We start from the raw sequence: 25639 nt of genomic DNA on the forward strand, positions 1-25639 counted from the left end.
ACTGAAGTTTCAGAGGCTTCGTGGTCATCTGCCTGGCCATCCTGCTATTGCTGTGAACAGCACGAGGTGCAAAAGCATGAAAGGTTTTCGACGGTTGCTGGCTGCTGTCCTGGTCACTTGCGGTGTATGGGCGTCGCCCGTTCCGGTGCTGGCCGCCCAGGCGCCGATCCATTTCGCCGACCTGAACTGGGAAAGCGGCAGCCTGATCACCGACATCCTGCGGATCATTGTCGAAAAGGGTTACGGCCTGCCGACCGACACGTTGCCGGGGACCACGATTACCCTGGAAACCGCATTGGCCAACAATGACATTCAGGTGATTGGCGAAGAGTGGGCCGGGCGCAGTCCGGTGTGGGTCAAGGCCGAAGCCGAAGGCAAGGTCGTCAGCCTGGGCGATACAGTCAAGGGCGCCACCGAAGGCTGGTGGGTGCCGGAATACGTGATCAAGGGCGACCCGGCCAAGGGCATCAAGCCGTTGGCGCCGGACTTGCGCAGTGTCAGCGACCTGCCCAGGTACAAGGACGTGTTCAAGGACCCGGAAGCACCCGGCAAGGGGCGGTTCCTCAACAGTCCCATCGGCTGGACATCGGAAGTGGTCAACAAGCAGAAGCTCAGGGCCTATGGCCTGGAAGACAGCTACGTGAATTTCCGCAGCGGTTCCGGGGCGGCGCTGGACGCCGAGATCAGTTCGTCGATCCGTCGCGGCAAACCGGTGTTGTTCTATTACTGGTCGCCCACGCCGCTGCTGGGTCGCTTCAAACTGATTCAGCTGGAAGAGCCGCCATTCGATGCCGAGGCCTGGAAAACCCTGACCGACGCCGACAATCCAAACCCGCGACCCACCCGTTCCCTGGCTTCGAAACTGTCCATCGGCGTGTCCACGCCTTTCCAGAAGCAGTATCCGCAGATTGCCGAGTTCTTCGCCAAGGTCGACTTTCCCATCGACCCGTTGAACAAGGCCCTGGCGGACATGAGCGAGAAACACACGGCGCCGCGTCAGGCGGCGGAGGACTTCATGAAGAAGCATCCGGATGTGTGGAAGGCCTGGGTGCCCAAGGAGGTGGCGGACAAGGTGTCGGCCGGTCTGTAGGCGCCGTGTAGGAGCTGCCGCAGGCTGCGATCTTTTGATCTTGTTTTTTAAAAAGCAAAATCAAAAGATCGCAGCCTGCGGCAGCTCCTACAGGGAGATATCAAAACGTTGTCTGCACCGCCAACTCAAAGGTTCGCGGCGATCCCAGGTAATACGCCGGCGACACATGGGCAAACTCGGCATACACCTCGTTGGTCAGGTTGCGCACCCGGCCGGTGATCGTGGTGTGCCGGTCGACCTTGTAGCTGAGAAACGAACCGAACAGCGTGTACGACGGCACGGTCAGGGTGTTGGCGCTGTCGGCAAACACCGATGCCACGTAGCGTGCATCCACTCCGCCTTGCCATTGCGGCGCGAAATCATAGGTCAGCCACAGGTTGCCGACCCGGTCCGGGACGTTGGTCGGCGTGTTGCCCTGGCGTGAAACCACCTCGCCGGCGGTATTCTTCTCGGTGAATTCATCGTATTGGGCATCGACCCAGGCGAAGTTGCCTTCGGCCAGCAGCTGGTCGGTGATGCGCAGCGAGCTGGCCACTTCGATGCCCCGCGACGTTTGCTGGCCCACCGGAATGCTCAGGGTCGGGTCTTGCGGGTCGGTCACCGCGAAGTCCTTGCGCTCGATCCTGTACGCCGCCACCGTCGCCGAGCCGCGACCGTCCAGGTAGTCGAACTTGCTGCCGACTTCCCACTGCTTGCCCGTGGACACGTCGAAGTCCTGGGTGCCATTGGGCTGCTCGGCGGCGGTGCTGTATTGCGCGTAGACATTCGCTGACGGCAATACCTGATAGGTCAGGCCAACGCGCCCGGTCAGCGGTTCCCAGCGGCGCTTGAGGTGCCGTGGATTGCTGGCGGTGACGACGCGGTGGTTGGTCACGTCGAGGTCGATGTCGTCATAGCGCAGGCCAGTCAGCAGCGACAGTTTGTCGGTGAATGCCAGGCGATTCTCGACAAACAGGGCCTTGGTGGTGACCTCGTTGGTCTTGTCGCTGACGAAACCCTGTCGGGTGCCAGGAATGTCGTAGAAGTGCCCCGGCGAATAGTTGTCTGGATCGACCGTGCTGGCGCCTTTGACGTTGAGCGGCGAGTTGGTGGTCTGGTTGACCTTGTACTCGAAGCCGCCGGACCAGGTCGTCGCCAGCCCCAGCAGCGTGTTGTCGTGGCGCAGTTCGAACTGGTTGCCGTCCTGCTCGCCCTGGTGCCGCACCTGATAAGCCGTGGAGCGGTTCACCGCGCTGTTGTCGGCGTTGTACTGGTAGGTTTCCAGGTTGCGGTAATCGCGCTGGCTGTCGAGGTGGTAAAGCATGTTGCGCAGGGTGGTGCTGTCGTTGATCCGGTAGTCGATGATCGAGCGCACCCAGATCGTCCGCTGTTCGTAGCGGCCGTCTTCGACGTTGTAATTATTGAAGCGGTTGTGTCTGTCGATCTTCAGTTCGCCAGCCTTGGGGCTCAGCACTGGCGTGCCCCAGTAGGGGCTGTCTTCGTGTTCGTCCTGGTATTCCAGGGCCAGGGTGTGGGACAGGTCTGGCGTCAGGTCGCTGAGCAATGAAAACGCGACGCTCCAGGCATCACGCTCCTGCCGGTCGATGTAGCCGTTGCCGGTGTTGTGGCTGACGTCGAGGCGGGCGTAATGCTGCACGTTCGCGCCGGCTTCGCTCAACGCATGATTGAGGCTGAAGGCGGTTTGGGTGGCGTCGTAGGTGCCGTAGCTGACCCTGCCTTCCAGTGCCTGCTCGTCGCGGCTCGCCAGTTTGGTGACGTAGTTCAGCGAGCCGCCCACGGAGCCGGCGCCATTGATCAGTGACGACGGGCCACCGACCAGCTCCACCCGGTCATAAATCCACGCATCCACGGGCCGGGCGAGGCCACCGGATACGTTCACGCCATTGAACATCTGGGTGATCTGGCTGCTGGTGAAGCCTCGATAGGAGACGAAACCGCCGAAGCCCGGCGGTGCGCTGGCATTGACGCCGGGCAGGGTGTTGGCGGCGTCCTGGAAGTTCTGCGCACCACGGCGTTCGATGTCGTTGCGGTTGGCGATGGCCACCGAGGCCGGGGTGTCCCGCACACTCAAGCCCAGGCGCGAGGCCATGCCGCTGGACTGGTCCAGGTTCAGGCCGGGTGCGGCGCCTTGCTCGCCGTCGATGGTGATCGGGGCCAGATCGACCGTGGATTGTGCCCAGGCGCTGACGGACAGGCAGCCGAACAGGCTCGCCAGTAAAGGAACGTGTTTCATTGATGAATCCTGAATGCTTGGTTAGCAAGCAGCGCACACGCAAACGCCTCGCGTTGGCGAAGTGGGCTGAACGATAGCGACGAAGAGATTCAGGCGAGCGGCGGCGCGCGCGGGTTGGCCGAGGGCCAGGTGAAGCGGGCAGGGAGGTCGGTACTGGCGATCGGCGCCAGCGGCGGGCTGTGTTGCTCGGGCAGGATCGCCAGGGTCAGGCTGGAGTTGAACGCCGGGCCCATGCCCCCGGTGGAACACAGTGGGCAGCCGAAGGCCTTGGACAGCGTCGGCAGTTGTTCCTGGGACGAGTGGGTCGAAGCCGGTGCCTGGGTGGCCGGGTCGACCGTACAGAACTGGCCGCCGATGCCATTGAGTTGCATCCCGACCATTTGCCCGTGACCGATGCTGCAGGCGAACACATTGAACAGAACGCAGCAGTAGAGCGTCCAGGCCAGCAGTGAGCGATCGGTGCGGGAGAATTTCATGGGGCGGCACTTTACTCCACCGCCGACCGGTCGTGCACTTCAAAAAATGCCGACTAGGATGATTCTGTCCAAATCCCTTTCAAGGATCTTCAACCATGACCTTTGCGTTGGCTCAATGGCTGGTGACGATATTTGCGGCGATCAGCCTGGTGCACGTGTATTGGGCGTTTGGCGGTGAGTGGGCGGCGGTGGCCGCCGTGCCGCAGGTGCCGGTGGAGGGCGGTGTGCAGTTGCAGCCGGCCTTCGAACCACAAGGCTGGATCACCTTGCTGGTGGCCGCTGCCTTGCTGGCGATTGCGGTGCTGGTGTGTTTGCGGGTCGGCTGGTGGCTGCCACAGGTGCAGCATCGGGTGTTGCAGTGGGTGATCAGCGCGATTGCGCTATTGCTGTTCGCCCGGGCGATTGGCGATTCGGAGCTGGTGGGTTTTTTCAAGGAGGTCAAAGGCTCCAGGTTTGCCCGATGGGATACCTGGGTGTATTCGCCGTTGTGTGTGGTGCTGGGGGGCGGGTTGTTGGCCGTGGCCTGGGTTTGAGGTGTCCCCGCTGACGCCTTCGCGAGCAAGCCCGCTCCCACAGGGGAACGCATTCCAGGGTGGGAGCGGGCTTGCTCGCGAAGGCGTCGGCCCATTCAATACAAATCCCGGATTCAACCCCCGCTTTCGGTACGGCGGCTACTGACCTCCGCCGGCACATCATCCCCGGCCATGCGCTTGCGGAACAACGCCGCCCGGGCCAGCAGCAGGGTGGTCACCGGCACCGTAATCGCCAGCAGGATCGGAATCAGCCACGCGTGCAATACCGGCGCGGACTTGAGCGCGGAAAAGTAGATGATCGACGCCAGCGCCACGCACCAGGCGCCTAATGTCGACGCCAGTGCCGGCGGGTGCATGCGCTGGAAGTAATCCTTCATCCGCACCAGGCCAATGGCGCCAATCAGCGCAAACAGGCTGCTGAGCACCAGCAGGATGGCCACCGCCATTTCCACCCACAAGGACAGTTCAGCGTTCATTCGATCACCTCGCCACGCAGCAGGAATTTCGCCAGGGCAAACGAGCCGACGAAGCCGAACAGCGCGATCAGCAGCGCCGCCTCGAAGTAGGTATCACTGGCATAGCGGATGCCCAGGGTCAGCATCATCAGCATGGCGATGATGTACAGGTAGTCCAGCGCCAGGACCCGGTCCTGGGCCGAAGGCCCCTTGAACAGGCGGATCAGGGTCAGGATCATCGCCACGGAAAACAGGAACAGGCTCAGGACAATCGCGTTCGACAGCAGGGCGCTCATTCGAAGATCTCCATCAACGGTCGTTCGTAGGTCGACTTGAAGTGCTCGATGAACAGCCCTTCGTCATCCAGATCGAAGACGTGCAGCAACAGAATGCTGCGGTCCAGCGCCAGCTCCGACCAGACCGTGCCGGGCACCACGGTGCAGATCATCGACAGCGTCGCCAGGCCGTTGGCATCGCGCAGGTCCAGCGGCACCTTGATGAACCGCGAGCGCGGTGGCCGGCGCCCGGCATTGAGCACGCCCCAGGCCACGGCGAGGTTGGACACCACGACATCGCGACCGACCACCAGGAACAGGCGCAGGATCACCCCTGGCCGCCGAATGCGGATCGGCAAAGGTCGCAGCTTGCGCATCATCAAGGGCGCGAAGAAACCCAGCGCGGCACCCAGCAGCAGGTTGCCGGGACTCATCGACAGGTTCAGTACCAGCCACAACAACCACAGGGCCAGCGACAGCCACGGTGCGGGAAACAGACGCTTCATGGGCGCACCTCCAGCATCGCCGCCCGCGCTTCCGGGCTCGGAACGGCGCGGGTGCCGAGCACGGCCATCACGTACTGCTCGGGATTGTTCAAGGCGTCGGCGGCGGCCTGGGTGTAGCGCAGCAGTGGCTCGGCCTTGAAGGTCAGCGCGATGCTCAAGCCCAGCAGCGCGAAGATCGGCACGCATTCCAGGCGGCGCAACAGCGGCGACGGTCGTTCCGCTGGCGTCCAGAAGCGCTGGATGCCCAGTCGCGAAAAGGCCACCAGCGAGGCCAGGCCAGAAAGGATCAGCAGCGCCAGCAAGCCCCACGCCGCGTTCGAGATCGGTGCTTCATGCCCAAGGCCCAGCGGGTTGAGCAGGGCACTGAGCAGGCCGAGCTTGCCAATGAACCCCGACAGCGGCGGCATGCCGATGATCAGCAGTGCGCAGGCAATGAAGCTCAGGCCAAGGAACGCCATGGTCCAGGGAATCACCTGGCCGACCACCGCTTTCTGGTCATCGTCGAGGTTGACGCCCTTGGCCGGATGCAACGATTCCAGCGGCCGTGGCAGCATTTCGTTTTCATCTTCCAGGGGGATTTCGTTGGCCGAGCGCGAACGTTCGATCAGCTCGGCCAGCATGAACAGCGCGCTCAAGGCCAAGGTCGAGCTGACCAGATAAAACAGCGCCGCGCCGATCAGGTCGGGCTGGGCGAAACCGATGGCCGACAGCAGAATCCCCGCCGACACCAGGATGCTCAGGCTGGCCATGCGTTCCAGGCGTTGCGCGGCGAGGATCGCCACGGCTGCGCAGATAATCGTGGCCATGCCGCCGTAGATCAGCCACTCGCCACCGAAATACGCCGAGGCCCCGGCCTGGCCGGAAAACAGCAGGGTCCACAGGCGCAGCAAGGTGTAGATGCCGACCTTGGTCATGATCGCGAACATCGCCGCCACGGGCGCGCTCGCCGAGGAGTACGCCGGCACCAGCCAGAAATTCAGCGGCCACATCCCGGCCTTGGCCAGGAACGCCACTGCCAGGATGCCCGCGCCGGCATGCAGCAGCCCGCGATCGGCCTGTGGCACCAGCGGGATCTTCAGCGCCAGGTCGGCCATGTTCAGGGTGCCGGTCACCCCATAGATCAGCGCCGCACCGATCAGGAACAGGGTCGAGGCCAGCAGGTTGATCGAGATGTAATGCAGGCCCGACGACACCCGCGCCCGGCCCGAGCCGTGGAGCATCAGGCCGTAGGAAGCGGCCAGCAGCACTTCGAAGAACACGAACAGGTTGAACAGGTCAGCGGTCAGGAACGCGCCATACAGGCCCATCAACTGAATCTGGAACAGCGCATGGAAGCTCGAACCGGCACTGTCCCAGCGCGCCATGGCGAACAGCAGGGCGCTGACGCCGATGATCCCGGTCAGCACCAGCATCAGCGCCGACAGGCGATCGACCACCAGCACCAGGCCGAACGGCACCTGCCAGTTGCCGGGCAGGTACACGCCGATGGAGCCAGGCACGCCGGTGGTTTGCGTCCATTGCAACAACAGCAGCGAGATGCCCAGGCCCAGCAGGCTGGAGAACAGGTTGATTTTGGCTTTGAGCGGACGGTGCTTTTCGCCGAGCATCATCATGATGGCGGCGGTCAGCAGCGGCAGCAGGATCGGTGCCGCGATCAGGTGCGTCATCGCATTCATTCTTTAGGCTCCCGGCCATCCACATGGTCGGTGCCGGTCAGGCCCCGAGAGGCCAGCAAGACCACCAGGAACAGCGCGGTCATGGCAAAGCTGATGACGATCGCGGTCAGGACCAGCGCCTGGGGCAACGGGTCGGTGTAGTGCAGCAGATCCTGCGGCACGCCGTCCTTGATGATCGGCTCCTTGCCGATGAACAGGCTGCCCATGCTGAAGATGAACAGGTTGACGCCATAGGACAAAAGGCACAGGCCCATGACCACCTGGAACGTCCGGGGCCGCAGGATCAGCCAGACGCCGGACGCGGCCAGGACGCCGATGGCGATTGCGATGACTTCTTCCATCAGACGGCCTCCTTGATGGCGACGGGTTTGGGCTGGGCCGAGGTTTTATGACCCCGTACCGACTGGTGGGCGAGGGCGGTGAGGATCAGCAGTGTCGAACCGACCACCACCGAATACACGCCAACGTCAAAGAACAGCGCGCTGGCGAGGTGGATGTCACCCAGCAGCGGCAGGTCCAGATGCCAGGTGTGAGTGGTCAGGAACGGATAGCCGGCCGCCATCGCACCCAGTCCGGTGACCGTGGCGAACAGCAGGCCGGTGCTCATCCAGCGCAGCGGTCGCAGGCTCATTTGCGCCTCGACCCACTGCGTGCCCGCCACCATGTATTGCAGGATGAACGCCACCGACATCACCAGCCCGGCGACAAAACCGCCGCCCGGCTGGTTGTGCCCGCGCATGAACAGGTAGAACGACACCACCAGGGCAATCGGCAACAGCAGGCGAACCAGCACCGCCGGCACCATCATGAAACCGAGCGCGGTGTCGCTGGCGTGACGCGGGTTGACCAGGTCGGTGACCACGTCGGGCGCGAGCAAGCGCTGCTGGGCCGGCAGTTGCAGGCTTTCCTTGGGCGGGCGGAAACGGCGCAGCAGGGCGAACACGGTCAGCGCCACGGCCGCCAGCACGGTGACCTCGCCGAGGGTGTCGAAACCGCGGAAGTCCACCAGCATCACGTTGACCACGTTGCTGCCGCCACCCTCGGGCAGCGCGCGGCTCAGGTAGAACGAGGAAATGTCGTTCGGCGTCTGGCGCGTCAGCATCGCATAGGACAACACCGCCATGCCCCCGCCGACCACGGTCGACAGCAGCAAGTCGCGGATCCGCCGGATACGCGCCTTGCGCAGGCTGCTCGGCAAGGGCGACACCTCTTCGATCCGTCGCGGCAGCCAGCGCAGGCCCAGCAGGATCAGCACCGTGGTCACCACTTCGACCACCAGTTGCGTCAGGGCAAGGTCGGGCGCCGAGAACCAGACGAAGGTCACGCAGGTCATCAGGCCGCAGACGCTGACCATGGTCAGGGCGGCGAGACGGTGATACTTGGCCTGCCAGGCGGCGCCGAGGGCGCAGACAATCGCCAGCAGCCAGAGGATGACGAACACGATCGAGCCCGGAATTTTCGGCCGGTCGCCCCAGCTCAGGCTGCTGTGCAGCATCGGGATCAAGCCGGCGAGGACGGCGGCGAGCACCATCAGGAACAGCTGGGTTTGCAGGCGCCGGGTGCTGATCCGCCGCTCCAGGCGTCGGCCCAGGTGCATCATGATCACCAGGCTGCGTTCGAACAGGCGCTTGCCGTTGAACCGGCCAATGAGCGGCGGGTAGCGGAAGCGCCCGCGCTTGAGCTGGTTGCGCAGCAGCAGGTACAGCACGATGCCGCCGGACATGGCGATCAGGCTCATGATCATCGGCGCGTTCAAGCCGTGCCAGATCGCCAGGCTGTATTGCGGCAATGTTCCGCCCACCACCGGCAGCGCGGCGGCGGCCAGCAACGGGCCGACCACCTGCGCCGGGAAGATCCCCACCACCAGGCAGGCGAACACCAGCAATTCGACCGGAGCGCGCATCCAGCGCGGCGGCTCGTGCGGGGTGTGCGGCAGGTCGGTGGCGGTCGGGCCGAAGAACACGTCCACGGTGAAACGCAGGGAATAGGCGACGCTGAAGGTCCCGGCGATGGTCGCGACGATGGGCAGGGTCGTTTCGATCCAGGCCGTGGCGTTGATGAACACGGTTTCGGCGAAGAACATCTCTTTGGACAGGAAACCGTTGAGCAGCGGTACGCCGGCCATGGAGGCGCTGGCGACCATCGCCAGGGTGGCGGTGAACGGAATCAGCTTGATCAGGCCGCTGAGCTTGCGGATGTCGCGGGTGCCGCTTTCGTGGTCGATGATCCCGGCGGCCATGAACAGCGAGGCCTTGAACGTGGCGTGGTTGAGGATGTGGAACACCGCGGCCACGGCCGCCAGCGGACTGTTCAGGCCCAGCAGCAGGGTGATCAGCCCGAGGTGGCTGATGGTCGAGTAGGCCAGCAGGCCCTTGAGGTCGTTCTGGAACATGGCGCAATAAGCGCCGAGCAACAGGGTGCAGGCCCCGGCGCCGCTGACGATGTAGAACCATTCTTCACTGCCCGACAGCGACGGCCACAGCCTTGCCAGCAGGAACACCCCGGCCTTGACCATGGTGGCCGAGTGCAGATAGGCCGAGACCGGTGTCGGTGCGGCCATGGCGTGGGGGAGCCAGAAGTGGAAGGGGAATTGCGCGCTTTTGCTCAGGGCGCCGATGAGGATCAGGGGCAGCAGGATGGGGTAGAGGGCATGGGCACGAATCAGATCGCCGGCGGCCAGGACCTTGTCCAGGTCATAGCTGCCGACCACATGGCCAAGCAGCATGACCCCCGCCAGCAGGCACAAACCCCCGGCCCCGGTGACCATCAGCGCCATGTAGGCGCCGCGCCGGGCATCGGCGCGGTGGTGCCAGTAGCCGATCAGCAGGAACGAGAAGAGGCTGGTCAGCTCCCAGAAAAACACGATTTGAATAAGATTGCCGGAGATCACCAGCCCGAGCATGGCGCCCATGAACGCCAGGAAAAACGCGAAGAAGCGCGGCACCGGATCGTCCGGCGACATGTAGTAGCGGGCGTACAGCGACACCAGCGTGCCGATGCCCAGCACCAGCATCGAGAACAGCCAGGCGAAGCCGTCCATGCGCAGGACGAAGTTCAGGCCCAGGCTCGGCAGCCAGAAAAACTCTTCACGGATCACGCCGCCATGGGCGATTTGCGGGTACAGGAGCGCGACCTGAACGGTGCCGATCAAGGCCACCAGGCCAGCCAGGAGGGATTCGGTGTTACGCGCGTTGTGTGGCAGCACCGCTGCCAGACAGCTGCCTAAAAAAGGCAGAAGCAGTAGAACTATCAGGGACATAGGCTTCTAATCTGCGGAAGTTTGTGAAGCATCATACGTGCCAGCTCCCGGATCGCCAAACGCCAAGCTGTCGCAGAATCCTACAAGGTAGTTGGAAAAAGCCTGTTTAACATTGTTTCAGGGGATTGTATTTGGCAGGTCTGGCCCCTTCGCGAGCAAGCCCGCTCCCACGGGGGAACGCATTCCAAATGTGGGAGCGGGCTTGCTCGCGAAGGCTATCGTCCAGGCACCGATGATTTCGCAGGTTAACCTTGAGTTTCTTGTTCCAACGCGTCCTCAGCCTCGACACTCTTACCCTTGGCCTTCAACTCACTGACAATCACCGCCGCCACAATCAACCCGGCCCCCAGCAAGGCAATCGCCGGCAACCGCTCCCCGGCCATCCGCCCGACTATCCCGGCCCACACCGGCTCGCCGGCATAGATCAAGGTCGCACGGGTGGGCGAAACGCTCTTCTGCGCCCAGTTCATCGCCACCTGAATCGCCGCACTCGCCGCGCCCAGCCCCAGGGCGCTGCACAGCAGCAGCCAGGAAAAGTCCGGTATCCGTTCCTGGGTTGGCACCACCATCAGGAACGACAGCAGCGCGGTGACCGCCAATTGCACCACCGTCACCCGTTTCACATCGACCTGACCGGCAAAGTTGCTGATCAGAATGATCTCCGCGGCAATGGCGATGGCACCGATCAAGGTGGCGATCTCACCGGGGCTGAAATTGAACGACGCGCCGGAAGGTCCCGACACCAACATCAACCCGGTAAACGCCATCATGATCCCGATGCTGGGCATCAACCCCGGACGGCGCCCCAGCACCAGCCATTGCAGCAACGGCACGAAAGGTACGTACAACGCGGTGATAAAGGCCGACTGGCTGCTGGGAATGCTTTGCAGGCCGACAGTCTGCAAGCCATAGCCGAGCATGATCGCCACGCCGATAAAGGCGCCGGCCTTGAGCTCGAACAGCGTCAGGTTGCGCAGGCTGCGCCAGGAGAACAGGGCGACGATGCTCGCGGCGGCGGCAAAGCGCAGGCCGACGAAAAACATCGGTCCGCTGACGGTCATCGCATGCTGGACCAGCAAAAAGGTCCCGCCCCAGATCATGGTGATCAGCACCAGTACGCACTCAGCCTTGCTGAGCCGCAGGAAACGGGAGGAAGCCTGGGGGGAGTTCACCGACGTCATGATCTTGCACACTATCGAGTGGGGGACGCACAATGCGCCGGAAGTTGGGCAGTATACTGCCCAATACCACCCAGTGAGCAATATAGTGCACAAAGATTCCACGCAACGGGCTTCTGTCCTGCAGCACGTCAGCCAGAACGTTCGTCGTTTGCGCCATGCCGCCGACATGAGCCAGACCGCCCTGGCGGAAAAGTCCGGTGTCAGCCGCCGCATGCTGGTGGCCATCGAGGCCGGCGAAAAGAATGTCAGCCTGACCACCCTCGACCGTGTGGCCGAGGCGCTGGACGTGGCGTTCAGCGACCTGATCCAGGCCCCCGAAGTGCGCGACCACAGCCGCATCAACGAGCTGGCCTGGGCCGGGACCATCCCCGGCAGCAAGGCGGTGTTGCTGGCCAAGGCCAATGCCAGTCGTGAAGTCGAGCTTTGGGAATGGCGCCTGGAACCGGGCGACCATTACCCGTCGGAGCCGGATGCCGATGGCTGGAGTGAACAGTTCTATGTCTTTGAAGGCTGCCTGACCCTGATGGTCGGCGATGTCCCGCACCGCATCGGCGCCGGCGAGTTTTTCATGTTCGCCAGCAACCAGCCGCATTCCTATCGCAACGAGGGGACGGTGGCGGTGCGGTTCGTGCGCAACGTGGTGATCTGAACTGTTGGCCAGTCAACAGCGGATAAACACTTTGCTGCTCCAAAGCTATAAGTGTTTCTGGATTTTACTCCTAAGATACTGAAATAAAACGAATTTAATATCAGGCACGACTCCTGCAACCGCACTGGGTATTCCTTCCCAATGCTTTCGGAGTGCCGTTTGATGGCCCGTGAAATTCGTCTCAACGCTTTTGACATGAACTGTGTCGGCCACCAGTCCCCGGGGCTGTGGGCCCATCCACGGGATCGCTCGTGGCAGTACAAGGACCTGGAGTACTGGACCGACCTGGCGAAAATCCTTGAGCGCGGCAAGTTCGACGGTTTGTTCATCGCCGACGTGCTGGGTATCTATGACGTCTACAACGGCAACGGTGAGGCGGCGATTCGGCAGGCGGCCCAGGTGCCGGTCAACGATCCGTTGCAATTGATCCCGCCGATGGCGCTGGTCACCGAGCATTTGGGTTTTGGCCTGACCGCCTCGCTGTCGTTCGAGCACCCGTATCCGTTCGCCCGGCGCCTGTCGACCCTCGATCACCTGACCAAGGGCCGCGCCGGCTGGAACATCGTCACTTCGTACCTGGAGAGCGGCGCGAAGAACCTCGGGCAGAAAACCCAGACCGAGCACGACGCCCGTTACGACTTCGCCGAGGAGTACCTGGAGGTTTGCTACAAGCTGTGGGAAGGCAGCTGGGAAGAGGGCGCCATCCTGCGCGACCGTGAGCGTCGGGTGTTCAGCGACCCGAGCAAAATCCACGAAATCCGGCACGTCGGCAAACACTTCCAGGTGCCGGGCATTCATCTGTGCGAACCCTCGCCGCAACGCACCCCGGTGCTCTATCAGGCCGGCGCATCGAGCCGCGGCAAGCAGTTCGCCGCCGAACACGCCGAGTGCGTGTTCGTCGCCGCGCCTTCGAAAGTGCTGCTCAAGAAAACCGTCGCGGACATTCGCCGGCGTGCCGCCGAGGCCGGGCGCGATCCGTCGAAGGTGCTGGTTTTCAACTTGCAGACGGTGATCCTTGGCGAGACTGACGCCAAGGCCAAGGCCAAGTTCGAGGAATACAAAACCTGGGTCAGCTATGAAGGGGCCATGGCGTTGATTTCCGGCTGGACCGGCATCGACTTCAGCCAATTCAAACCCGACGAGCCGCTCAAGCATGTGCACACCAACGCCATCCAGTCGGCGGTGGAGGCGTTCTCCACGGCGGATCCGAACAAGGTCTGGACGCCCAACGAACTGGCCGATTGGGTGGGGATCGGCGGCTTTGGCCCGCTGTTCGTCGGCAGCCCGGAAACCGTCGCCGACCTGTTGCAGGAATGGGTCGAGGAGACCGACGTGGACGGCTTCAACCTGGCCTATGCACTGACCCACGAAACCTTCATCGATGCCGTGGAATTGCTGGTGCCCGAGTTGCAGAAGCGCGGTGTGTACAAGACCGAGTATGCACCGGGGACCTTGCGCGAGAAGTTGTTCGGGGCCGGGCCGCGATTGCCGGAGATTCATCCGGGGGCAGGTTATCGCGACCTGGCGGCATTGCGCGGGCAGCAAAAGAAAGTGCTGTCGGCCTAGAAAACCGGGCACACCATACATCCCTGTGGGAGCGAGCCTGCTCGCGAAAGCGCTCTATCCGACGACATTGATGTCGTATATGCCGGCCTCTTCGCGAGCAGGCTCGCTCCCACAGGAAGCTGATCAGCAATAGAACAGCCCGGCGGACCACCGCACGCCTTTGCCCATGAACAGGAGGTTCCCCCCATGAGCGTGCACGAACTCAAGCGTCCGTCGACGGTGGACATCGCGCAATGGCAGGTCAGCGTGCCCAGGGCGCTGGAGCAGTTGAACCATTGGGCGCAGGTCAGTCCCTTGCAACCCGCCTTGCGGCACAAGCGCCATGGGCAGTGGTTTGTCTGGCGCTGGATCGATGTCCTGCGTGATGTCGAGCGCCTGGCCGATGGTTTGCGGCAGCAGGGGTTCAGCGAGGATTCGCGGTTGGCCGTCAGCGGTGCCTTCGAACCGGACCTGCTGTTGCTGGCCCTGGCCGCGCAACAGGTGGGGGGCCAATTGCTCAGCGTCCCGGACAATCTCGACCCGTCCGCGTTGCACAAGGTCCTGTGGCACAGCCGTCCCACCCATGCCTTTGTGCCGGACCGACAGGCGCGGCAACGCTGGCTCGGCCAGGGCCAGTCACTGCTCGATTTTGCCGGGCTGCTGGGGCCGGTCGAGCCCCCGCAACGCCTGCGCCTGGGGCTCTCTGGCGCACAGCTATGGAGCGAGGAGGGTACGCAGTGGCAGGACGGCCTGCGCGTGGTGCTGGAGCAATGGCTGCATCGCGGGCAAACCCTGGCCCTGGCGCAAAGTCCCGGCAGCGCCAGGCATGACCGCCGGGAAGTGGCGCCTTCCGGCCTGCTGCTTTCCGCCGAGCGCCTGCAACGGCTTGGGGCGCAATGGGAGAGCCATCTGGCTTTGCCGGGGACCTGGCGTCGGCGCCTGTTCGACTGGGCCCTGGCGCACCCGCAAAAAAGCGTGCAGTTTCTGGTCAGGCAGCGCGTTCGCCGAGCGCTGGGTTTGCACAACCTGCGGTTCATCTGGCAAGCCACGGGCACGGCACAGACACCACCCGAGCCGGGCTGGCTTGCCGACTTGAAACGGGACCTCGCTTGACCACGATCGATTCCATCCTGTCCTACTTTGGTACTGTCCGATGAGTCTTCCATGGTGTTGGCGCTTATTATCGTCCAGGCGATTTTCCAGAACGCCTACAGGCAAACACCGACCAGTGAGAACGGCATGAGTGAAATCCAACACGGACAGGCGAGCGCTGCCCTGCGTCACGCGACCATCCTGATCGTCGGCGGCGGCCTCAGCGGCACGATGCTGGCGGCACAATTGTTGCGCCTGCCGGGCCGGCGCTCGGTGCTGGTGATCGAACCCCGCGCCGAACTCGGCCGGGGCGAGGCCTACAGCGCCGTGGAACTGGGCCATACGCTCAACGGCAATGCGGCGCGCATGAGCGTCGACCCGGACAACGCCGACGACCTGACCCAGTGGCTGACCGACTACATCGCCGCCGGGGGCTGGCCGGAATCGGATGAGCAGCATGTGCCGATCAGCGAACTGTTCCCGCCACGGGGCCTATTCGGCCTGTACGTGCAGCAGCGCCTGGCGCAGGCGCAAGCGGTGGGCGCGCTGAACGGTTCGACGGTCGAGCACGTACGCGCCGAAGTGGTGGACCTGCAAACCGATGCCGATGGCGTGCGGTTGACCCTGAGCGACGGGCAACGATTGCGGGGCGACTTTGCCGTACTCGCCACGGGGATGTTCCCTGCGGCGCGCACGCCGCAAATCGAATCCAGCGGCTTGAACGCGGCGGCACTCGACCCCTGGGATGTGGCGGCCATGCGGCAGCTCGATCCGCAGTCGACGGTGCTGATCATCGGCTCGGGGCTGACCATGGTCGATGCCGTGGTATCGCTGGAACAGGCCGGACATCGCGGGCCAATCGAAGTGTTTTCCCGTCACGGCTTGCTGCCCCATGTGCGGCGGCAACCACCGGCCTGGGCGGATTTCCTCGCCGCCGATCACCGCATTCGCACCCCGCGACAATTGCTGCACGAGCTGCGCCGGCAGTGCCGCGACGCCATCGCCCAAGGCATCGACTGGCAGGCGCCACTGGACACGGTGCGGGCGCATATCGGTCGCTTGTGGAGTCAGGCCACCGACGTGCAACGCCGCCAGTTCGTACGGCATGTGCGGCCATGGTGGGAAAGCCACCATCACCGCTCGCCGCCCTTGAGCGCGCAATTGGTGGCGCGCTTGCACGCAGAAGGGCGCTTGCGGATTCAGGCCGCGTCGTTCAAGGGCCTTGAGCCTGCTTCGGGCCGTGACGTGGGCATTCTGATTCGTCGTCGTGGTGAGGCTGAAACGGTGGTTATCCGTGGTGCGGCCTTGATCAATTCCAGTGGCATCGAATATGACTGGCGGCGGGTGGCGCGACCGTTGCCCCGGCAGCTGCTGGCTCGCGGAATGGTGCGGCCGGGACCGCTGGCGCTGGGAATTGCGGCGGCTGTGGATGGCGCGGTGCTGGACAAGGACGGGCAGGTTGCCGTGCGGCTCTTTGCCATGGGGCCGCCGTTGCGGGGGATGTGGTGGGAAAGTACGGCGGTGACGGATGTGGCCAGCCAGGCAAAGGCATTGGCCGCTCGCTTGGTTAATGAGCAGGCTTGATGATGGGCGTCTGTCCGTTTCTGCGCATACCCGCTACCTGCGCATTTTCCTGTAGGCGTCGGCTTGCCGGCGATGGCGTCCTGCCCGGCGATAACGGTGTGGATTGACCCACCGCTATCGCCGGCCTGCCGGCTTCCATGGGGATTGCCGGATGCATCAATCCTTTGTCAGCGTCGCAAATGTTTATCGAAGAACGATGAAATTTCCATGTACGCCTCTTTCGCTTCCGGGGCATCAGCGTCCATGTGTTGCGCATGCGACATGCCTTCGAACACATGCAGTTGTGCCTCGACCCCGGCCCGGCGAAGTTTGCGATGCGTCAGCACCGTCTGGCTCAGAAACAGATCCCGTGTGCCGCTGGTCAGGATCGTGGGTGGGAAATCAGTGAAGTTGCCGCGCAGAGGCGACAGGAAGGGATCAACCATGTCTTGCCCATTGGCATAGGCAGGGGCGGCGTCACTCAGATAACCCTTGTAGCTGACCAGTGTGTTGTCCACCCATTCGAGAGTTTCCATGGTGTCGCCCCCCCCTTCTTCGGTGAGATCGGCCCAGGGCGTAGCTGGCGCAATTGCCGCAGGCAGAGGTAGCCTCTCGGCTTTCGCCCGGTGCATGAGTGCCAACGTCAGATTACCCCCGGCCGAGGTCCCCACGACGCCAATTCGATCGGCGTCGTATTGAGAGAGCAGCGCTTTGTAGACCGCTGTGACGTCATCTAGCGCGGCGGGAGCCGGAAAATCCGGAATCATCCGGTAGTCAACCGACACGACCTTGAACCCTTCCAGGCCGGCGATCAGTGTGGCTTCCATCGTTCCGGATTCGCCAGGGTTGAACAAGAAGCCCCCGCCATGGATGTAGAGCAGCACTCGATTGCGGTGCTCGGCCGCCGGTACGCGACGCTGCAGGACGAACACCGGGACGCCACCCATAGTCGCCGGTTCAATGGTCACCCCAAGACGATCGCGCAGTGCCCCGAGCCTGGCAACGATATCCGCCGCCAGCGTGGCGACAAAAGGCTTCCAGTCATTCGTGTCCTGGGGGTGGTTGCCTGTCCATTTCGGGTATTGATAAGGCGCCGACACCATTTCGCTCAGGCGCGGACTTACGGTGGACGGCAACGGAATGGTCTTTGCGGGCACGTGACGTGGTCCCGGTTGTGAATTGGCTTCACTTTGCGCGCGTTCAAGCGCGGGGTAGTCGATCAATTGACTCCAGGTCTTGTCCTGCGCGGTTGCCGGGGCCGTAATGGCCAGCGGCAGCAGGGCCGTCATAATCCTGAGTGTGATCTTCTTGTAATTATTCATGCTGTTTCCTTCAATAGGATTTCGGTTATAAGCGGCCGGATCTTATCGATAGGATTTAGAACTGTGGTAGGCAAAAATCATTTCAAAAACATGGTGTTACGAGGTTAAAACTAAGAGGCTAACGGTGTGGTTAAAGCCCAAAAACAATGTCAGTTGTTCAGAGAGAGTTTGATCGGCTTTGTAAAGATCAAAATGTACAAACTCCACTGTTGCGCGAATTCAGTTTACTTTCAATGAACCCGAAAAATGAAGAAACCCCGGATAGACCAGATCTATCCGGGGTTTCCCGTTTGAAGCAGCCCAAGGCCGATAATCAATAGCGCTGATATTTGGAGCCAAACTCAGGACGGTTTTCCGCGACGTAGAGTTTTGCTTTCTGAGTGTCCTGACGGTCAATGCTGACAGTGTTCACGTTCAGCGTGGCCGGTTGGCTGGAGGTGGCCGCTGCGACGATGGGCGTGGTGGCATGAGGGGCGGCGATGGCGGAAGTGGCGCCAAGGACCGAAAGGGCGAAACCGATACCGATGATGCTTTTCATGATGTTGCTCCAGAGCGTGGGGAGAAGGTGTGGCCACTGTAGTGCTGGAGCGTCGCGATGAGAAAACACCCTTACGCATAGTTGTTATCGAGGACGATGATGCATGCTCAGCGGGGCGGGATGTCACTGAGCCAGCGTTGCTTGATCTGCTCCAGGCGGCCATCGCGGGTCATCTCGTCCAGCGCCTGTTGCCAGCGTTGGACCTGGCGCGCATCGGTCTGCGGGGAAAACGCGATGTAACTGCCCTGGCGCATCAGTGGCATCTGGTAATGCAAATGACTGGGTGCCAGGCCTTCTTCGCGGGCCAGGGCCGCAATGGACAGGGTATCGGCCACCACGAAGTCGGTACGGCCCATGCGCGCCAGGCGCATCATCTGTTCGGGTGAGGCAACGCCGTACAGGTTGATCAGCCCCTGTTGCTGCAGGTAGCTGTAGACCAGCCATTTACGCGGCACGACAATCCGGCCCAGGCTGGCGGCTTCGGACAAACTGCGCACCGGCGACCTGGCGCTGTCGGCCGAGTACAGCGCGGTTTCCACTTCCAGCAACGGCCCGACCCACTGGTACTGGCCATCGCGCTCGGGCGTGCGCAGGACCGTAAACACCCCGGTGGCGGGTTCGCTGCTGGCCACGTGCAAGGCCCGCAGCAAGGGCACTTGTTGCAGGTTCACGTGATCGCCGGTACGTTCGGCCAGCGCCTGCACCACCTCCACACCGAATCCCACCAGTTGGCCACCTTGCTGGAAATGCAGGGGCGGATGGTTGTCGGTGAGCAGGTTCAGATCGGCCGCCAGCGCATTGAGCGCCAGGAACGACAGCAGGCAACCGGCAAAGCGCTTCATGAATCGTCCTTGATGAATTCAAGGGCAAATCTTAGTACAGGCACAGTGCCACTGTCCCGGACTATCTCCGGGGCTTTTGTGTCAGAGATGAGGATTTATGGGGCGGGTCGTTATCTTTCACGTGTTCAGGTTTTCGTAAAAATTGTCCGCGGGGTTTTGCTGAAAATGCACGTTCTGCAAGAAGACTTCCAGCGGAGCGAAATTTTGATCCGGCGATAGATTTCGAATCGCCTCGAGGGACCGCTGCATTTGCTTGAAGCTGCCTTCCATGACCGCTATCGCGGCAGAAAATACACCGGCGCGACCGAACTCAAGAATGATCTGGCGCTTTTGCTGGTCGGTCCTTTTCTGCTTCGGCAGTGCTGTGTTGGCAAGAATCATGAGGAAGGATTTCGGGCCGCCCTCAAGATCGGGCGCGAAACCTTTTTTCTGGAAGTGCGGAATATGGTTGATGTCGCAATAGTCATTGACGTAGCGGTAATAGACCGCCAGTTCGATCATCATCGCCTTGAGTTCTGAATAGATGCACTTGTCCAATGCATGCAGGCGCTGGAGTGACTCAAGAATGAACAAAAAAAAGCATCCGGTGTTGGTTTGGGCAATAAAGCGATATTCCTCCAATGTCGGCAATACCGTGCCATCACTCACTTGGGTGTCCAGGTATTGCCCGACGTGCAACGCTTCAAGACTTTTCAGACCAGCGTCCATCAGGTCAATGTTATGGAGTCCACCCAGTTTTTGAAGTCCGTGGATATACCCGTACATGCCCGAAATCAGGGCAGTGCCCACACCGTATTTAACCCAGACGGAGGGCGCTCCGCGTCTCATCAGGTCCTGATCGACAATGTCATCATGCACCAGTGAAGCGGTATTGAACTTCTCTACGACATGGCAGAGAACTTGCGCGGTTGAGGGGGCGACGCGATACAAGGCAGCCAGCGCAAGGGTCAGATCCGTTCGGACTTTCTTGCCGGCATGCTGCTCCTGATACTCGAAGGGAGAAGCCCAGCTTGATTTGGCCGAGGCGTATTGAGTGGCGTGTGACAGTGACATGGCAGCTATACCTGAGGGTGGTCGCCAACTGCACACGTCTGGCTGAATTTGTCATTGAGGCTGTACCGCAGAATAGGCCGGTTAGCGAAAGGATAGCCATGGCGTTGTGCTCTGCCATGCACGAATAGACGTAATGGATATAACACTTGCCCTGACCGTTATATCGACAAGCGGGTTCTGGCAATTCTCGATGTGCAATGCAGTTTTTGACTATCTTTGTTACTTGCCGATGTAGTCACTACGAAGTCTGGTCAATCATCTCGTCCAGTAGCGAAGGCATTACTCTGGAGCCTCGCCATGGAAGAACAACTCATCCTTGTTGATGCCCGGGATAACCCGACCGGCCATGCGCCGAAGATGCGGGTTCATCGCGAAGGGCTTTTGCACCGCGCCTTTTCGATATTCATTTTTGACGAAAAGGGGCGTCTTCTGCTGCAGCAGCGAGCGCTGGGCAAGTATCACTCTGCGGGTCTCTGGACCAATACCTGTTGCGGTCATCCACGCCATGGTGAAGCCACCCGTGCAGCGGCCAAACGCCGATTGAGTGAAGAAATGGGCCTCGATTGCCAGCCGATGATCGAAGTCACCGCTTTCGTCTATCGCGAACAGGTTTCCAATGAACTGATCGAGCATGAATACGATCATGTTTATGTCGGACTCAGCCGCGTGGATCCGGTCGCCAATCCAGAGGAAGCACTCGACTGGAAATGGGTCGCGCTGACCGATATCGAGCGCGATGTGAGGGCTGAACCTGGTGGATATACCGTGTGGTTCCGGACAATTCTCCAGCAACAAGGTGTCGCGGGAATAGGCACCTGGAAAACGCTTGTGGGTTCGCCTTGATGACCTGAGGAGGGTCCAGTGAGAAACGCACTTCCAGCATCCTTGCAGAATCTCTCCATTACCCTGAGCCCCTATGCCAACGATGCGGAGTTACACACGCGCCAATGGCTGCAAGAACTCGGGCTGGAGGCTGGCGCACATGCCAGCCATCAGCTGGATATCTACATGCCGGGCAAGTACGCAGGCTTCATGTGGCCTTACGCAACCCGCGACACCTTGTATGTGCTTTCCGACCTGACAGGCTGGTTCAGCTGTCAGGATGATTTGGCCGACGAAGATCTAAGCCGGGCGCCTGAAGCATTGGAAAGTGCGATTCGCGAGGTGTATGACGCTGTATCCGATATCGCAGGCAAGCCTGGCGGAGCACTCGCGAGTGGATTGGCGCAGATTTTCCGTCGTGCGGCAAACGCTGGCATGTCGGCACAGTGGACGCAACGCACGCTCGAACAGTACGCCAGTTATCTCTATCCATGCCTGAGCGCTGCGATGCATCGTCTTGAAGGAACACAGCCTTCAACCCAGGACTACGAAAGTGTCTGGCGCAATGCCGGCGGTTTTCAGGTGTGTGTCGAGTTCACTTACTTCGCGACACAGGTGCAATTGCCATCCTCTATTTACTACAGCCCGGTGTGGCAGGAACTGCGCAGGTTGACCCTGAACCTGCTCAAGGCCGTCAACGATCTGCTGTCTTTCAGCATCATGGAAAACCCCGATGAAGACGTTTACAACCTGCTGACTCACCTGAGGCACCATCGAGGTTATTCCCCTGACGAAGCGGCGGCAGAGGTGAGTGGTCGCATCGAGGGCTGGGTCGAACAGTTTCTTGAGGTTCAGGCCCGGTTACCTGTCGAACTGGAACGGTTCCACTGTGACGGTGTTTTACGCGAGCAGGTCATGCGCTGTGCCGAAGCCTTCAAGTGGCAATGGCAGGGCAACCTGGGCTGGCACCTGGCTGTCCCGCGCTATCGGGAGATTCGTTTTCAGCAATAAACCCACGCACTTCCTGCCAAGGCTCACGCCTGCGCATCGAGCATTTCCACCGGGAAGGAGAACACGTATCCCTCGCTGCGTACGGTCTTGATGTAGGCCGCTTCCCGCGAGTCATCTTTTAAACGTTGACGCAGGCGGCTCACCAGCAGGTCGATGGAGCGGTCGTACAGGTCGGCGTCGCGGCCCTGGGTCAGGTTGAGCAGCTGGTCGCGGCTCAACACCCGTTGCGGGTGATCGAGGAACACCCGCAGCAGGCGGTATTCGGCGCCGCTGAGGGCCACCAGGGTGCCGTCTTCGTCCAGCAAGTGGCGGGCGGTGGTGTCCAGGCGCCAGCGGCCGAAGGCCAGCATCCGGCCGCTTTCGGTGACCAGCAGGTTGGGCGGCAGCATGCGGGTGCGGCGCAGCACGGCGTTGATCCGCGCCAGCAGTTCACGGGCGGCGAAAGGCTTGGTGAGGTAGTCGTCGGCGCCCATTTCCAGGCCCAGGATGCGGTCGGTTTCGTCGTTGCGCGCGGTGAGCATGAGGATCGGCGTGGCTTTGTGCTTGCCCGAACGCAATTCGCGGCACAGCACCAGGCCGTCATCGCCGGGGAGCATGATGTCGAGCACGATCAGGTCGACCTGGTTGGCTTCCAGGAAGCTGCGCATTTGCCGCCCGTCGGCGACGACGGTGGTGCGCAGGCCGTTTTTTTTCAGGTAGTTGCCGACCAGTTCGCGAATTTCGCGATCGTCGTCGACGATCAGGATGTGGTTGACGTGGTCCATGGGTCGATCCTCATTGTTATTCGCGTATTGTGCATTCTATGGACGCTTTGGTTTTTTTTTGCGTGTTGTCTTGGCGGCCTGCCAGCCAGCCAATCCTCAAGCCTTCCCCAGCATCTCGATCAACCGCTCCGGCCACACCGTCTGCGTCGTACTCTGCAACTCGGCAACGGACCACCATTTATGGTCGGTCATCACCCGCATTTCATCAGCCGTCCAGCCCTCCCGGGACAGCTGGGTATCCTGGGTGTGGACGACGAAGTAGCGCTCCACCGACCACACCGTTTCGCCACTGGGCAGCATCATCGAGAAACTGCGCTCTGTCACGCAAGCCCCCACGTTATCGACGCGCAGGCCGGTTTCTTCAAGCAGTTCACGGACCGCCGCGGCTTCAAAGGTTTCACCCGCTTCCAGCCCGCCACCGGGCGCGGCCCAATGGTCGCTTCCGTCCAGGGCGTCGCCCTTGTGCTGGAAGCGAAACAACAGGACTTCACGGGCAGGATTGATGACGAGCAGTTTGGCGGCATTGCGTTGGCGCATGGTTTTTCTCTGTCCCTTGAAGCAAAGAGCCGAAGCAATCGCTTCGGCTCGTGTGTCCATCCGTTAGCGATCAGGCAACCACTCGATAACACGGCACATACGCCGCGCCACCGGGCAGTTTCATCCGGTGCTGGGCGACGAAGGCCTTGAGCAGTTGATCCAGCGGCTGCATGACCGCGGCATCGCCACGGATCTGGTAAGGCCCGTGTTGTTCGATCAGGCGGATGCCCTTGTCCTTGACGTTACCGGCGACGATCCCGGAAAACGCGCGGCGCAGGTTGGCGGCCAGCTCATGGGCCGGCAGGTCGCGGCTGAGCTTGAGGTTGGCCATGTTTTCGTGGGTCGGGTCGAACGGGCGCTGGAAGCCTTCGTCGATTTTCAGCAGCCAGTTGAAGTGGAACGCGTCGTTGCGCTCGCGGCGGAACTGTTTGACGGCTTTCAGGCCCAGGGTCATCTGCCGGGCGACTTCCGCCGGATCGTCGATGATGATCTGGTAGTGCCGCTTGGCCGCGTCGCCCAGGGTGGCGCCGACGAAGGCGTCGAGTTGCTCCAAGTAGGGCGCGGCATGTTTCGGCCCGGTGAGGATGACGGGGAAGGGCAGGCCTTCGTTGTCCGGGTGCATCAGGATGCCGAGCAGGTACAGGAACTCTTCGGCGGTACCGGCGCCGCCCGGGAAGATGATGATGCCGTGGCCGACGCGGACGAAGGCTTCCAGGCGTTTTTCGATGTCCGGCAGGATCACCAGTTCGTTGACGATCGGGTTCGGCGCCTCGGCGGCGATGATCCCGGGCTCGGTCAGGCCGAGGTAGCGACCACCGTGGATGCGCTGTTTGGCGTGGGCGATGGTGGCGCCTTTCATCGGGCCTTTCATCACGCCGGGGCCGCACCCGGTGCACACATCCAGGCTGCGCAGGCCCAGTTCGTGGCCGACCTTCTTGGTGTATTTGTATTCTTCGGTGTTGATCGAGTGGCCGCCCCAGCACACCACGATCTTCGGCTCGACGCCCGGGCGCAGGGTGCGGGCGTTGCGCAGCAGGTGGAACACGTAGTCGCTGATGCCCTGGGAGGTGCTCAGGTCGATGCGTTGGCTGTCGAGTTCGTTTTCGGTGTAGACGATGTCGCGCAGGGCGCTGAACAGCATTTCACGGGTGCTGGCGATCATTTCGCCGTCGACGAAGGCGTCGGCCGGGGCGTTCAGCAGTTCCAGGCGTACGCCGCGGTCTTGTTGGTGAATGCGGATTTCGAAGTCCTTGTAGGCTTCGAGGATGGTCTTGGCGTTATCGACGTGGGCGCCGGTGTTGAGGATGGCCAGGGCGCATTGGCGGAAGATGTCGTAGGTGCTGCCGGATCCGGCTTCGCTCAGTTGCTGGACTTCCCGTTGGGAGAGTGTTTCCAGGCTGCCTTTCGGGCTGACCGAAGCGTTGATTACTTGTCGTTGGGTCATTCAATGATCCTTAAAACGATGCCATTCCTGAAGAAACAACGAAGGGCATCCGAATAGTGTGTATCCATGAAAGAAGATGGCACGAACTGCGCGGTCTCGCCATGTCCCCGTGTGACGATGAAAAGATGAAAAGGAGCTCCAGCATAGCTAAATCCCTCGCAGAGGCGATAATGCCCGCACTGTTTTTGCCTACGATTGAAGGAAACCCGACGTAATGTTTGAAATCCAGCCGATGAACGCCGAACGCTATCGGCAACAGACGCGGCGCAGCACGCTGATGATCGCGCTGATTTTCCTGGCGCTGGCGATGGTGCTGTCGACCACGGCAGTGGCATTGTTCGGGGAGCCGGGCGGGGACAACCTGCGTTTCAACATCGGCGGCGTGTTTGCCGCGGTGCTGGTGATGGCGGCGTTGATGCGCAAGGTGTTCTGGACCCAGGCGTGGATGGCGCCGGCGGTCTACAGCTGGCAGCTCAAGCGCAACCTGATGAGCGTGACCAACGTGATGCACCACGTGACGGCGGCCGTGGAAGGCGGTGATCCGGGCGCCATGAAGCTGCTGCGTTTCTACCACCTGGGATTGAGCCAGATGCACCAACTGGACGGGAACTCCAGCGACCATGGGCAATTGCGTCGGGAAATGGAACAGCATGAGGCACGGATGCAAGCGTTGGGGATTGATCCTGACCAGCCGCGACTGGATCCGGCGTGGCTGGAAGCCGTGAAGCGGACATCGGGCTAGTATTGGTAGTTTTATCGCTTTGACTGTAGGA

At 61.7% G+C, this 25639-nt stretch carries 24 protein-coding genes and 1 pseudogene; 9 read left to right on the forward strand and 16 right to left on the reverse strand.

Features of this window, described 5'->3' with window-relative positions; genetic code table 11:
* Positions 1–76 precede the first annotated feature (76 nt).
* Positions 77–1090 carry an ABC transporter substrate-binding protein gene (locus tag F8N66_RS02250; protein WP_150768618.1) on the forward strand — a complete coding sequence of 338 codons (1014 nt, stop codon included), beginning with the start codon at positions 77–79 and terminating at the stop codon, positions 1088–1090.
* Between the two features lie 100 nt (positions 1091–1190).
* On the opposite strand, the gene F8N66_RS02255 is transcribed toward F8N66_RS02250, so the two are convergent.
* The gene (locus F8N66_RS02255; protein WP_150768619.1) at positions 1191–3323 is read right to left on the reverse strand and encodes a TonB-dependent receptor; all 2133 of its coding nucleotides are present in this window, start codon (positions 3321–3323) and stop codon (positions 1191–1193) included.
* Between the two features lie 89 nt (positions 3324–3412).
* Complete coding sequence (locus F8N66_RS02260; protein ID WP_150768620.1) at positions 3413–3799, reverse strand: DUF2946 domain-containing protein; 387 nt, start codon at positions 3797–3799, stop codon at positions 3413–3415.
* Positions 3800–3894: 95 nt separating this feature from the next.
* Between F8N66_RS02260 and F8N66_RS02265 the strand changes: the two genes are divergently transcribed.
* Positions 3895–4332: a DUF3995 domain-containing protein gene (locus F8N66_RS02265; RefSeq protein WP_150768621.1), complete on the forward strand. Its 438-nt coding sequence runs from the start codon at positions 3895–3897 to the stop codon at positions 4330–4332.
* A gap of 113 nt (positions 4333–4445) precedes the next feature.
* Here the strand turns inward: F8N66_RS02265 and F8N66_RS02275 are convergent, their stop codons facing one another.
* From F8N66_RS02275 to F8N66_RS02305, 7 genes and pseudogenes are all read right to left on the reverse strand, one after another.
* Positions 4446–4808: a Na+/H+ antiporter subunit G gene (locus F8N66_RS02275; RefSeq protein ID WP_150768623.1), complete on the reverse strand. Its 363-nt coding sequence runs from the start codon at positions 4806–4808 to the stop codon at positions 4446–4448.
* Positions 4805–5083: a K+/H+ antiporter subunit F gene (locus F8N66_RS02280; protein WP_150768624.1), complete on the reverse strand. Its 279-nt coding sequence runs from the start codon at positions 5081–5083 to the stop codon at positions 4805–4807. Before F8N66_RS02280 ends, F8N66_RS02275 begins: the two co-directional genes overlap by 4 nt.
* On the reverse strand, positions 5080–5568 hold the full coding sequence (locus tag F8N66_RS02285) for a Na+/H+ antiporter subunit E (RefSeq protein WP_150768625.1): 489 nt from the start codon (positions 5566–5568) through the stop codon (positions 5080–5082). Before F8N66_RS02285 ends, F8N66_RS02280 begins: the two co-directional genes overlap by 4 nt.
* Positions 5565–7244 carry a monovalent cation/H+ antiporter subunit D gene (locus F8N66_RS02290; RefSeq protein WP_150768626.1) on the reverse strand — a complete coding sequence of 560 codons (1680 nt, stop codon included), beginning with the start codon at positions 7242–7244 and terminating at the stop codon, positions 5565–5567. Before F8N66_RS02290 ends, F8N66_RS02285 begins: the two co-directional genes overlap by 4 nt.
* On the reverse strand, positions 7241–7585 hold the full coding sequence (locus F8N66_RS02295) for a Na+/H+ antiporter subunit C (protein WP_007986256.1): 345 nt from the start codon (positions 7583–7585) through the stop codon (positions 7241–7243). The genes F8N66_RS02290 and F8N66_RS02295 overlap by 4 nt, the downstream gene beginning before the upstream one ends.
* Positions 7585–10503, reverse strand: a complete 2919-nt coding sequence (locus tag F8N66_RS02300; RefSeq protein ID WP_150768627.1) for a monovalent cation/H+ antiporter subunit A — start codon at positions 10501–10503, stop codon at positions 7585–7587. Before F8N66_RS02300 ends, F8N66_RS02295 begins: the two co-directional genes overlap by 1 nt.
* A 245-nt stretch (positions 10504–10748) precedes the next feature.
* Positions 10749–11775, reverse strand: a pseudogene (locus F8N66_RS02305) (DMT family transporter).
* Between F8N66_RS02305 and F8N66_RS02310 the strand changes: the two are divergent.
* From F8N66_RS02310 to F8N66_RS02325, 4 genes are all read left to right on the forward strand, one after another.
* Complete coding sequence (locus F8N66_RS02310; RefSeq protein WP_150768629.1) at positions 11770–12333, forward strand: helix-turn-helix domain-containing protein; 564 nt, start codon at positions 11770–11772, stop codon at positions 12331–12333. The pseudogene F8N66_RS02305 and the gene F8N66_RS02310 sit on opposite strands and share 6 nt — an antisense overlap.
* 162 nt (positions 12334–12495) lie before the next feature.
* Positions 12496–13899, forward strand: coding sequence for an LLM class flavin-dependent oxidoreductase (locus F8N66_RS02315; RefSeq protein WP_150768630.1), 1404 nt, complete (start codon positions 12496–12498; stop codon positions 13897–13899).
* Positions 13900–14085: 186 nt separating this feature from the next.
* Positions 14086–14991, forward strand: a complete 906-nt coding sequence (locus F8N66_RS02320; RefSeq protein WP_150768631.1) for an AMP-binding protein — start codon at positions 14086–14088, stop codon at positions 14989–14991.
* A gap of 126 nt (positions 14992–15117) precedes the next feature.
* Positions 15118–16554 carry an FAD/NAD(P)-binding protein gene (locus F8N66_RS02325; RefSeq protein ID WP_150768632.1) on the forward strand — a complete coding sequence of 479 codons (1437 nt, stop codon included), beginning with the start codon at positions 15118–15120 and terminating at the stop codon, positions 16552–16554.
* Positions 16555–16721: 167 nt separating this feature from the next.
* Here the strand turns inward: F8N66_RS02325 and F8N66_RS02330 are convergent, their stop codons facing one another.
* The 4 genes from F8N66_RS02330 to F8N66_RS02345 all read right to left on the reverse strand — a co-directional run bounded on the left by F8N66_RS02330 (position 16722) and on the right by F8N66_RS02345 (position 20288).
* Entirely contained in the window at positions 16722–17855 is a 1134-nt protein-coding gene (locus F8N66_RS02330; protein WP_150768633.1) for an alpha/beta hydrolase, read from the reverse strand.
* A gap of 313 nt (positions 17856–18168) precedes the next feature.
* A complete protein-coding gene (locus F8N66_RS02335) occupies positions 18169–18393 on the reverse strand; it encodes a hypothetical protein (protein ID WP_150768634.1) in 225 nt (74 codons plus the stop codon).
* 107 nt (positions 18394–18500) lie between these two features.
* Complete coding sequence (locus F8N66_RS02340) at positions 18501–19235, reverse strand: substrate-binding periplasmic protein (RefSeq protein WP_150768635.1); 735 nt, start codon at positions 19233–19235, stop codon at positions 18501–18503.
* 117 nt (positions 19236–19352) lie between these two features.
* Positions 19353–20288, reverse strand: coding sequence for a polyprenyl synthetase family protein (locus F8N66_RS02345; RefSeq protein WP_150768636.1), 936 nt, complete (start codon positions 20286–20288; stop codon positions 19353–19355).
* Between the two features lie 297 nt (positions 20289–20585).
* Between F8N66_RS02345 and idi the strand changes: the two genes are divergently transcribed.
* Together idi and F8N66_RS02355 are read left to right on the forward strand one after the other, a co-directional pair.
* On the forward strand, positions 20586–21131 hold the full coding sequence (gene idi / locus F8N66_RS02350; protein WP_150768637.1) for an isopentenyl-diphosphate Delta-isomerase: 546 nt from the start codon (positions 20586–20588) through the stop codon (positions 21129–21131).
* 18 nt (positions 21132–21149) lie between these two features.
* Complete coding sequence (locus F8N66_RS02355; protein ID WP_224790428.1) at positions 21150–22121, forward strand: terpene synthase family protein; 972 nt, start codon at positions 21150–21152, stop codon at positions 22119–22121.
* A 23-nt stretch (positions 22122–22144) separates the two neighbouring features.
* On the opposite strand, the gene F8N66_RS02360 is transcribed toward F8N66_RS02355, so the two are convergent.
* From F8N66_RS02360 to ppnN, 3 genes are all read right to left on the reverse strand, one after another.
* Positions 22145–22885 carry a response regulator gene (locus tag F8N66_RS02360; protein ID WP_150768638.1) on the reverse strand — a complete coding sequence of 247 codons (741 nt, stop codon included), beginning with the start codon at positions 22883–22885 and terminating at the stop codon, positions 22145–22147.
* 96 nt (positions 22886–22981) lie between these two features.
* Complete coding sequence (locus tag F8N66_RS02365; protein WP_150768639.1) at positions 22982–23422, reverse strand: NUDIX hydrolase; 441 nt, start codon at positions 23420–23422, stop codon at positions 22982–22984.
* Between the two features lie 70 nt (positions 23423–23492).
* Complete coding sequence (gene ppnN / locus F8N66_RS02370) at positions 23493–24866, reverse strand: nucleotide 5'-monophosphate nucleosidase PpnN (RefSeq protein WP_150768640.1); 1374 nt, start codon at positions 24864–24866, stop codon at positions 23493–23495.
* Between the two features lie 214 nt (positions 24867–25080).
* Between ppnN and F8N66_RS02375 the strand changes: the two genes are divergently transcribed.
* Entirely contained in the window at positions 25081–25608 is a 528-nt protein-coding gene (locus F8N66_RS02375; protein ID WP_150768641.1) for a DUF3087 domain-containing protein, read from the forward strand.
* Positions 25609–25639: the final 31 nt, after the last annotated feature.

Origin of the sequence: Pseudomonas fluorescens (assembly GCF_902498195.1) — a bacterium.
In the GTDB taxonomy this organism is placed as follows: domain Bacteria; phylum Pseudomonadota; class Gammaproteobacteria; order Pseudomonadales; family Pseudomonadaceae; genus Aquipseudomonas; species Aquipseudomonas fluorescens_BU.

Coding starts and splice junctions, on each gene's coding strand:
- F8N66_RS02375 (WP_150768641.1), top strand. CDS start 25,081: ATGTTTGAAATCCAGCCGATGAACGCCGAACGCTATCGGCAACAGACG.
- ppnN (WP_150768640.1), bottom strand. CDS start 24,866: ATGACCCAACGACAAGTAATCAACGCTTCGGTCAGCCCGAAAGGCAGC.
- F8N66_RS02360 (WP_150768638.1), bottom strand. CDS start 22,885: ATGGACCACGTCAACCACATCCTGATCGTCGACGACGATCGCGAAATT.
- F8N66_RS02295 (WP_007986256.1), bottom strand. CDS start 7,585: ATGGAAGAAGTCATCGCAATCGCCATCGGCGTCCTGGCCGCGTCCGGC.
- F8N66_RS02250 (WP_150768618.1), top strand. CDS start 77: ATGAAAGGTTTTCGACGGTTGCTGGCTGCTGTCCTGGTCACTTGCGGT.
- F8N66_RS02285 (WP_150768625.1), bottom strand. CDS start 5,568: ATGAAGCGTCTGTTTCCCGCACCGTGGCTGTCGCTGGCCCTGTGGTTG.
- F8N66_RS02275 (WP_150768623.1), bottom strand. CDS start 4,808: ATGAACGCTGAACTGTCCTTGTGGGTGGAAATGGCGGTGGCCATCCTG.
- F8N66_RS02320 (WP_150768631.1), top strand. CDS start 14,086: ATGAGCGTGCACGAACTCAAGCGTCCGTCGACGGTGGACATCGCGCAA.
- idi (WP_150768637.1), top strand. CDS start 20,586: ATGGAAGAACAACTCATCCTTGTTGATGCCCGGGATAACCCGACCGGC.
- F8N66_RS02255 (WP_150768619.1), bottom strand. CDS start 3,323: ATGAAACACGTTCCTTTACTGGCGAGCCTGTTCGGCTGCCTGTCCGTC.
- F8N66_RS02260 (WP_150768620.1), bottom strand. CDS start 3,799: ATGAAATTCTCCCGCACCGATCGCTCACTGCTGGCCTGGACGCTCTAC.
- F8N66_RS02365 (WP_150768639.1), bottom strand. CDS start 23,422: ATGCGCCAACGCAATGCCGCCAAACTGCTCGTCATCAATCCTGCCCGT.
- F8N66_RS02330 (WP_150768633.1), bottom strand. CDS start 17,855: ATGAATAATTACAAGAAGATCACACTCAGGATTATGACGGCCCTGCTG.
- F8N66_RS02300 (WP_150768627.1), bottom strand. CDS start 10,503: ATGTCCCTGATAGTTCTACTGCTTCTGCCTTTTTTAGGCAGCTGTCTG.
- F8N66_RS02315 (WP_150768630.1), top strand. CDS start 12,496: ATGGCCCGTGAAATTCGTCTCAACGCTTTTGACATGAACTGTGTCGGC.
- F8N66_RS02340 (WP_150768635.1), bottom strand. CDS start 19,235: ATGAAGCGCTTTGCCGGTTGCCTGCTGTCGTTCCTGGCGCTCAATGCG.
- F8N66_RS02290 (WP_150768626.1), bottom strand. CDS start 7,244: ATGAATGCGATGACGCACCTGATCGCGGCACCGATCCTGCTGCCGCTG.
- F8N66_RS02265 (WP_150768621.1), top strand. CDS start 3,895: ATGACCTTTGCGTTGGCTCAATGGCTGGTGACGATATTTGCGGCGATC.
- F8N66_RS02280 (WP_150768624.1), bottom strand. CDS start 5,083: ATGAGCGCCCTGCTGTCGAACGCGATTGTCCTGAGCCTGTTCCTGTTT.
- F8N66_RS02335 (WP_150768634.1), bottom strand. CDS start 18,393: ATGAAAAGCATCATCGGTATCGGTTTCGCCCTTTCGGTCCTTGGCGCC.
- F8N66_RS02345 (WP_150768636.1), bottom strand. CDS start 20,288: ATGTCACTGTCACACGCCACTCAATACGCCTCGGCCAAATCAAGCTGG.
- F8N66_RS02325 (WP_150768632.1), top strand. CDS start 15,118: ATGAGTGAAATCCAACACGGACAGGCGAGCGCTGCCCTGCGTCACGCG.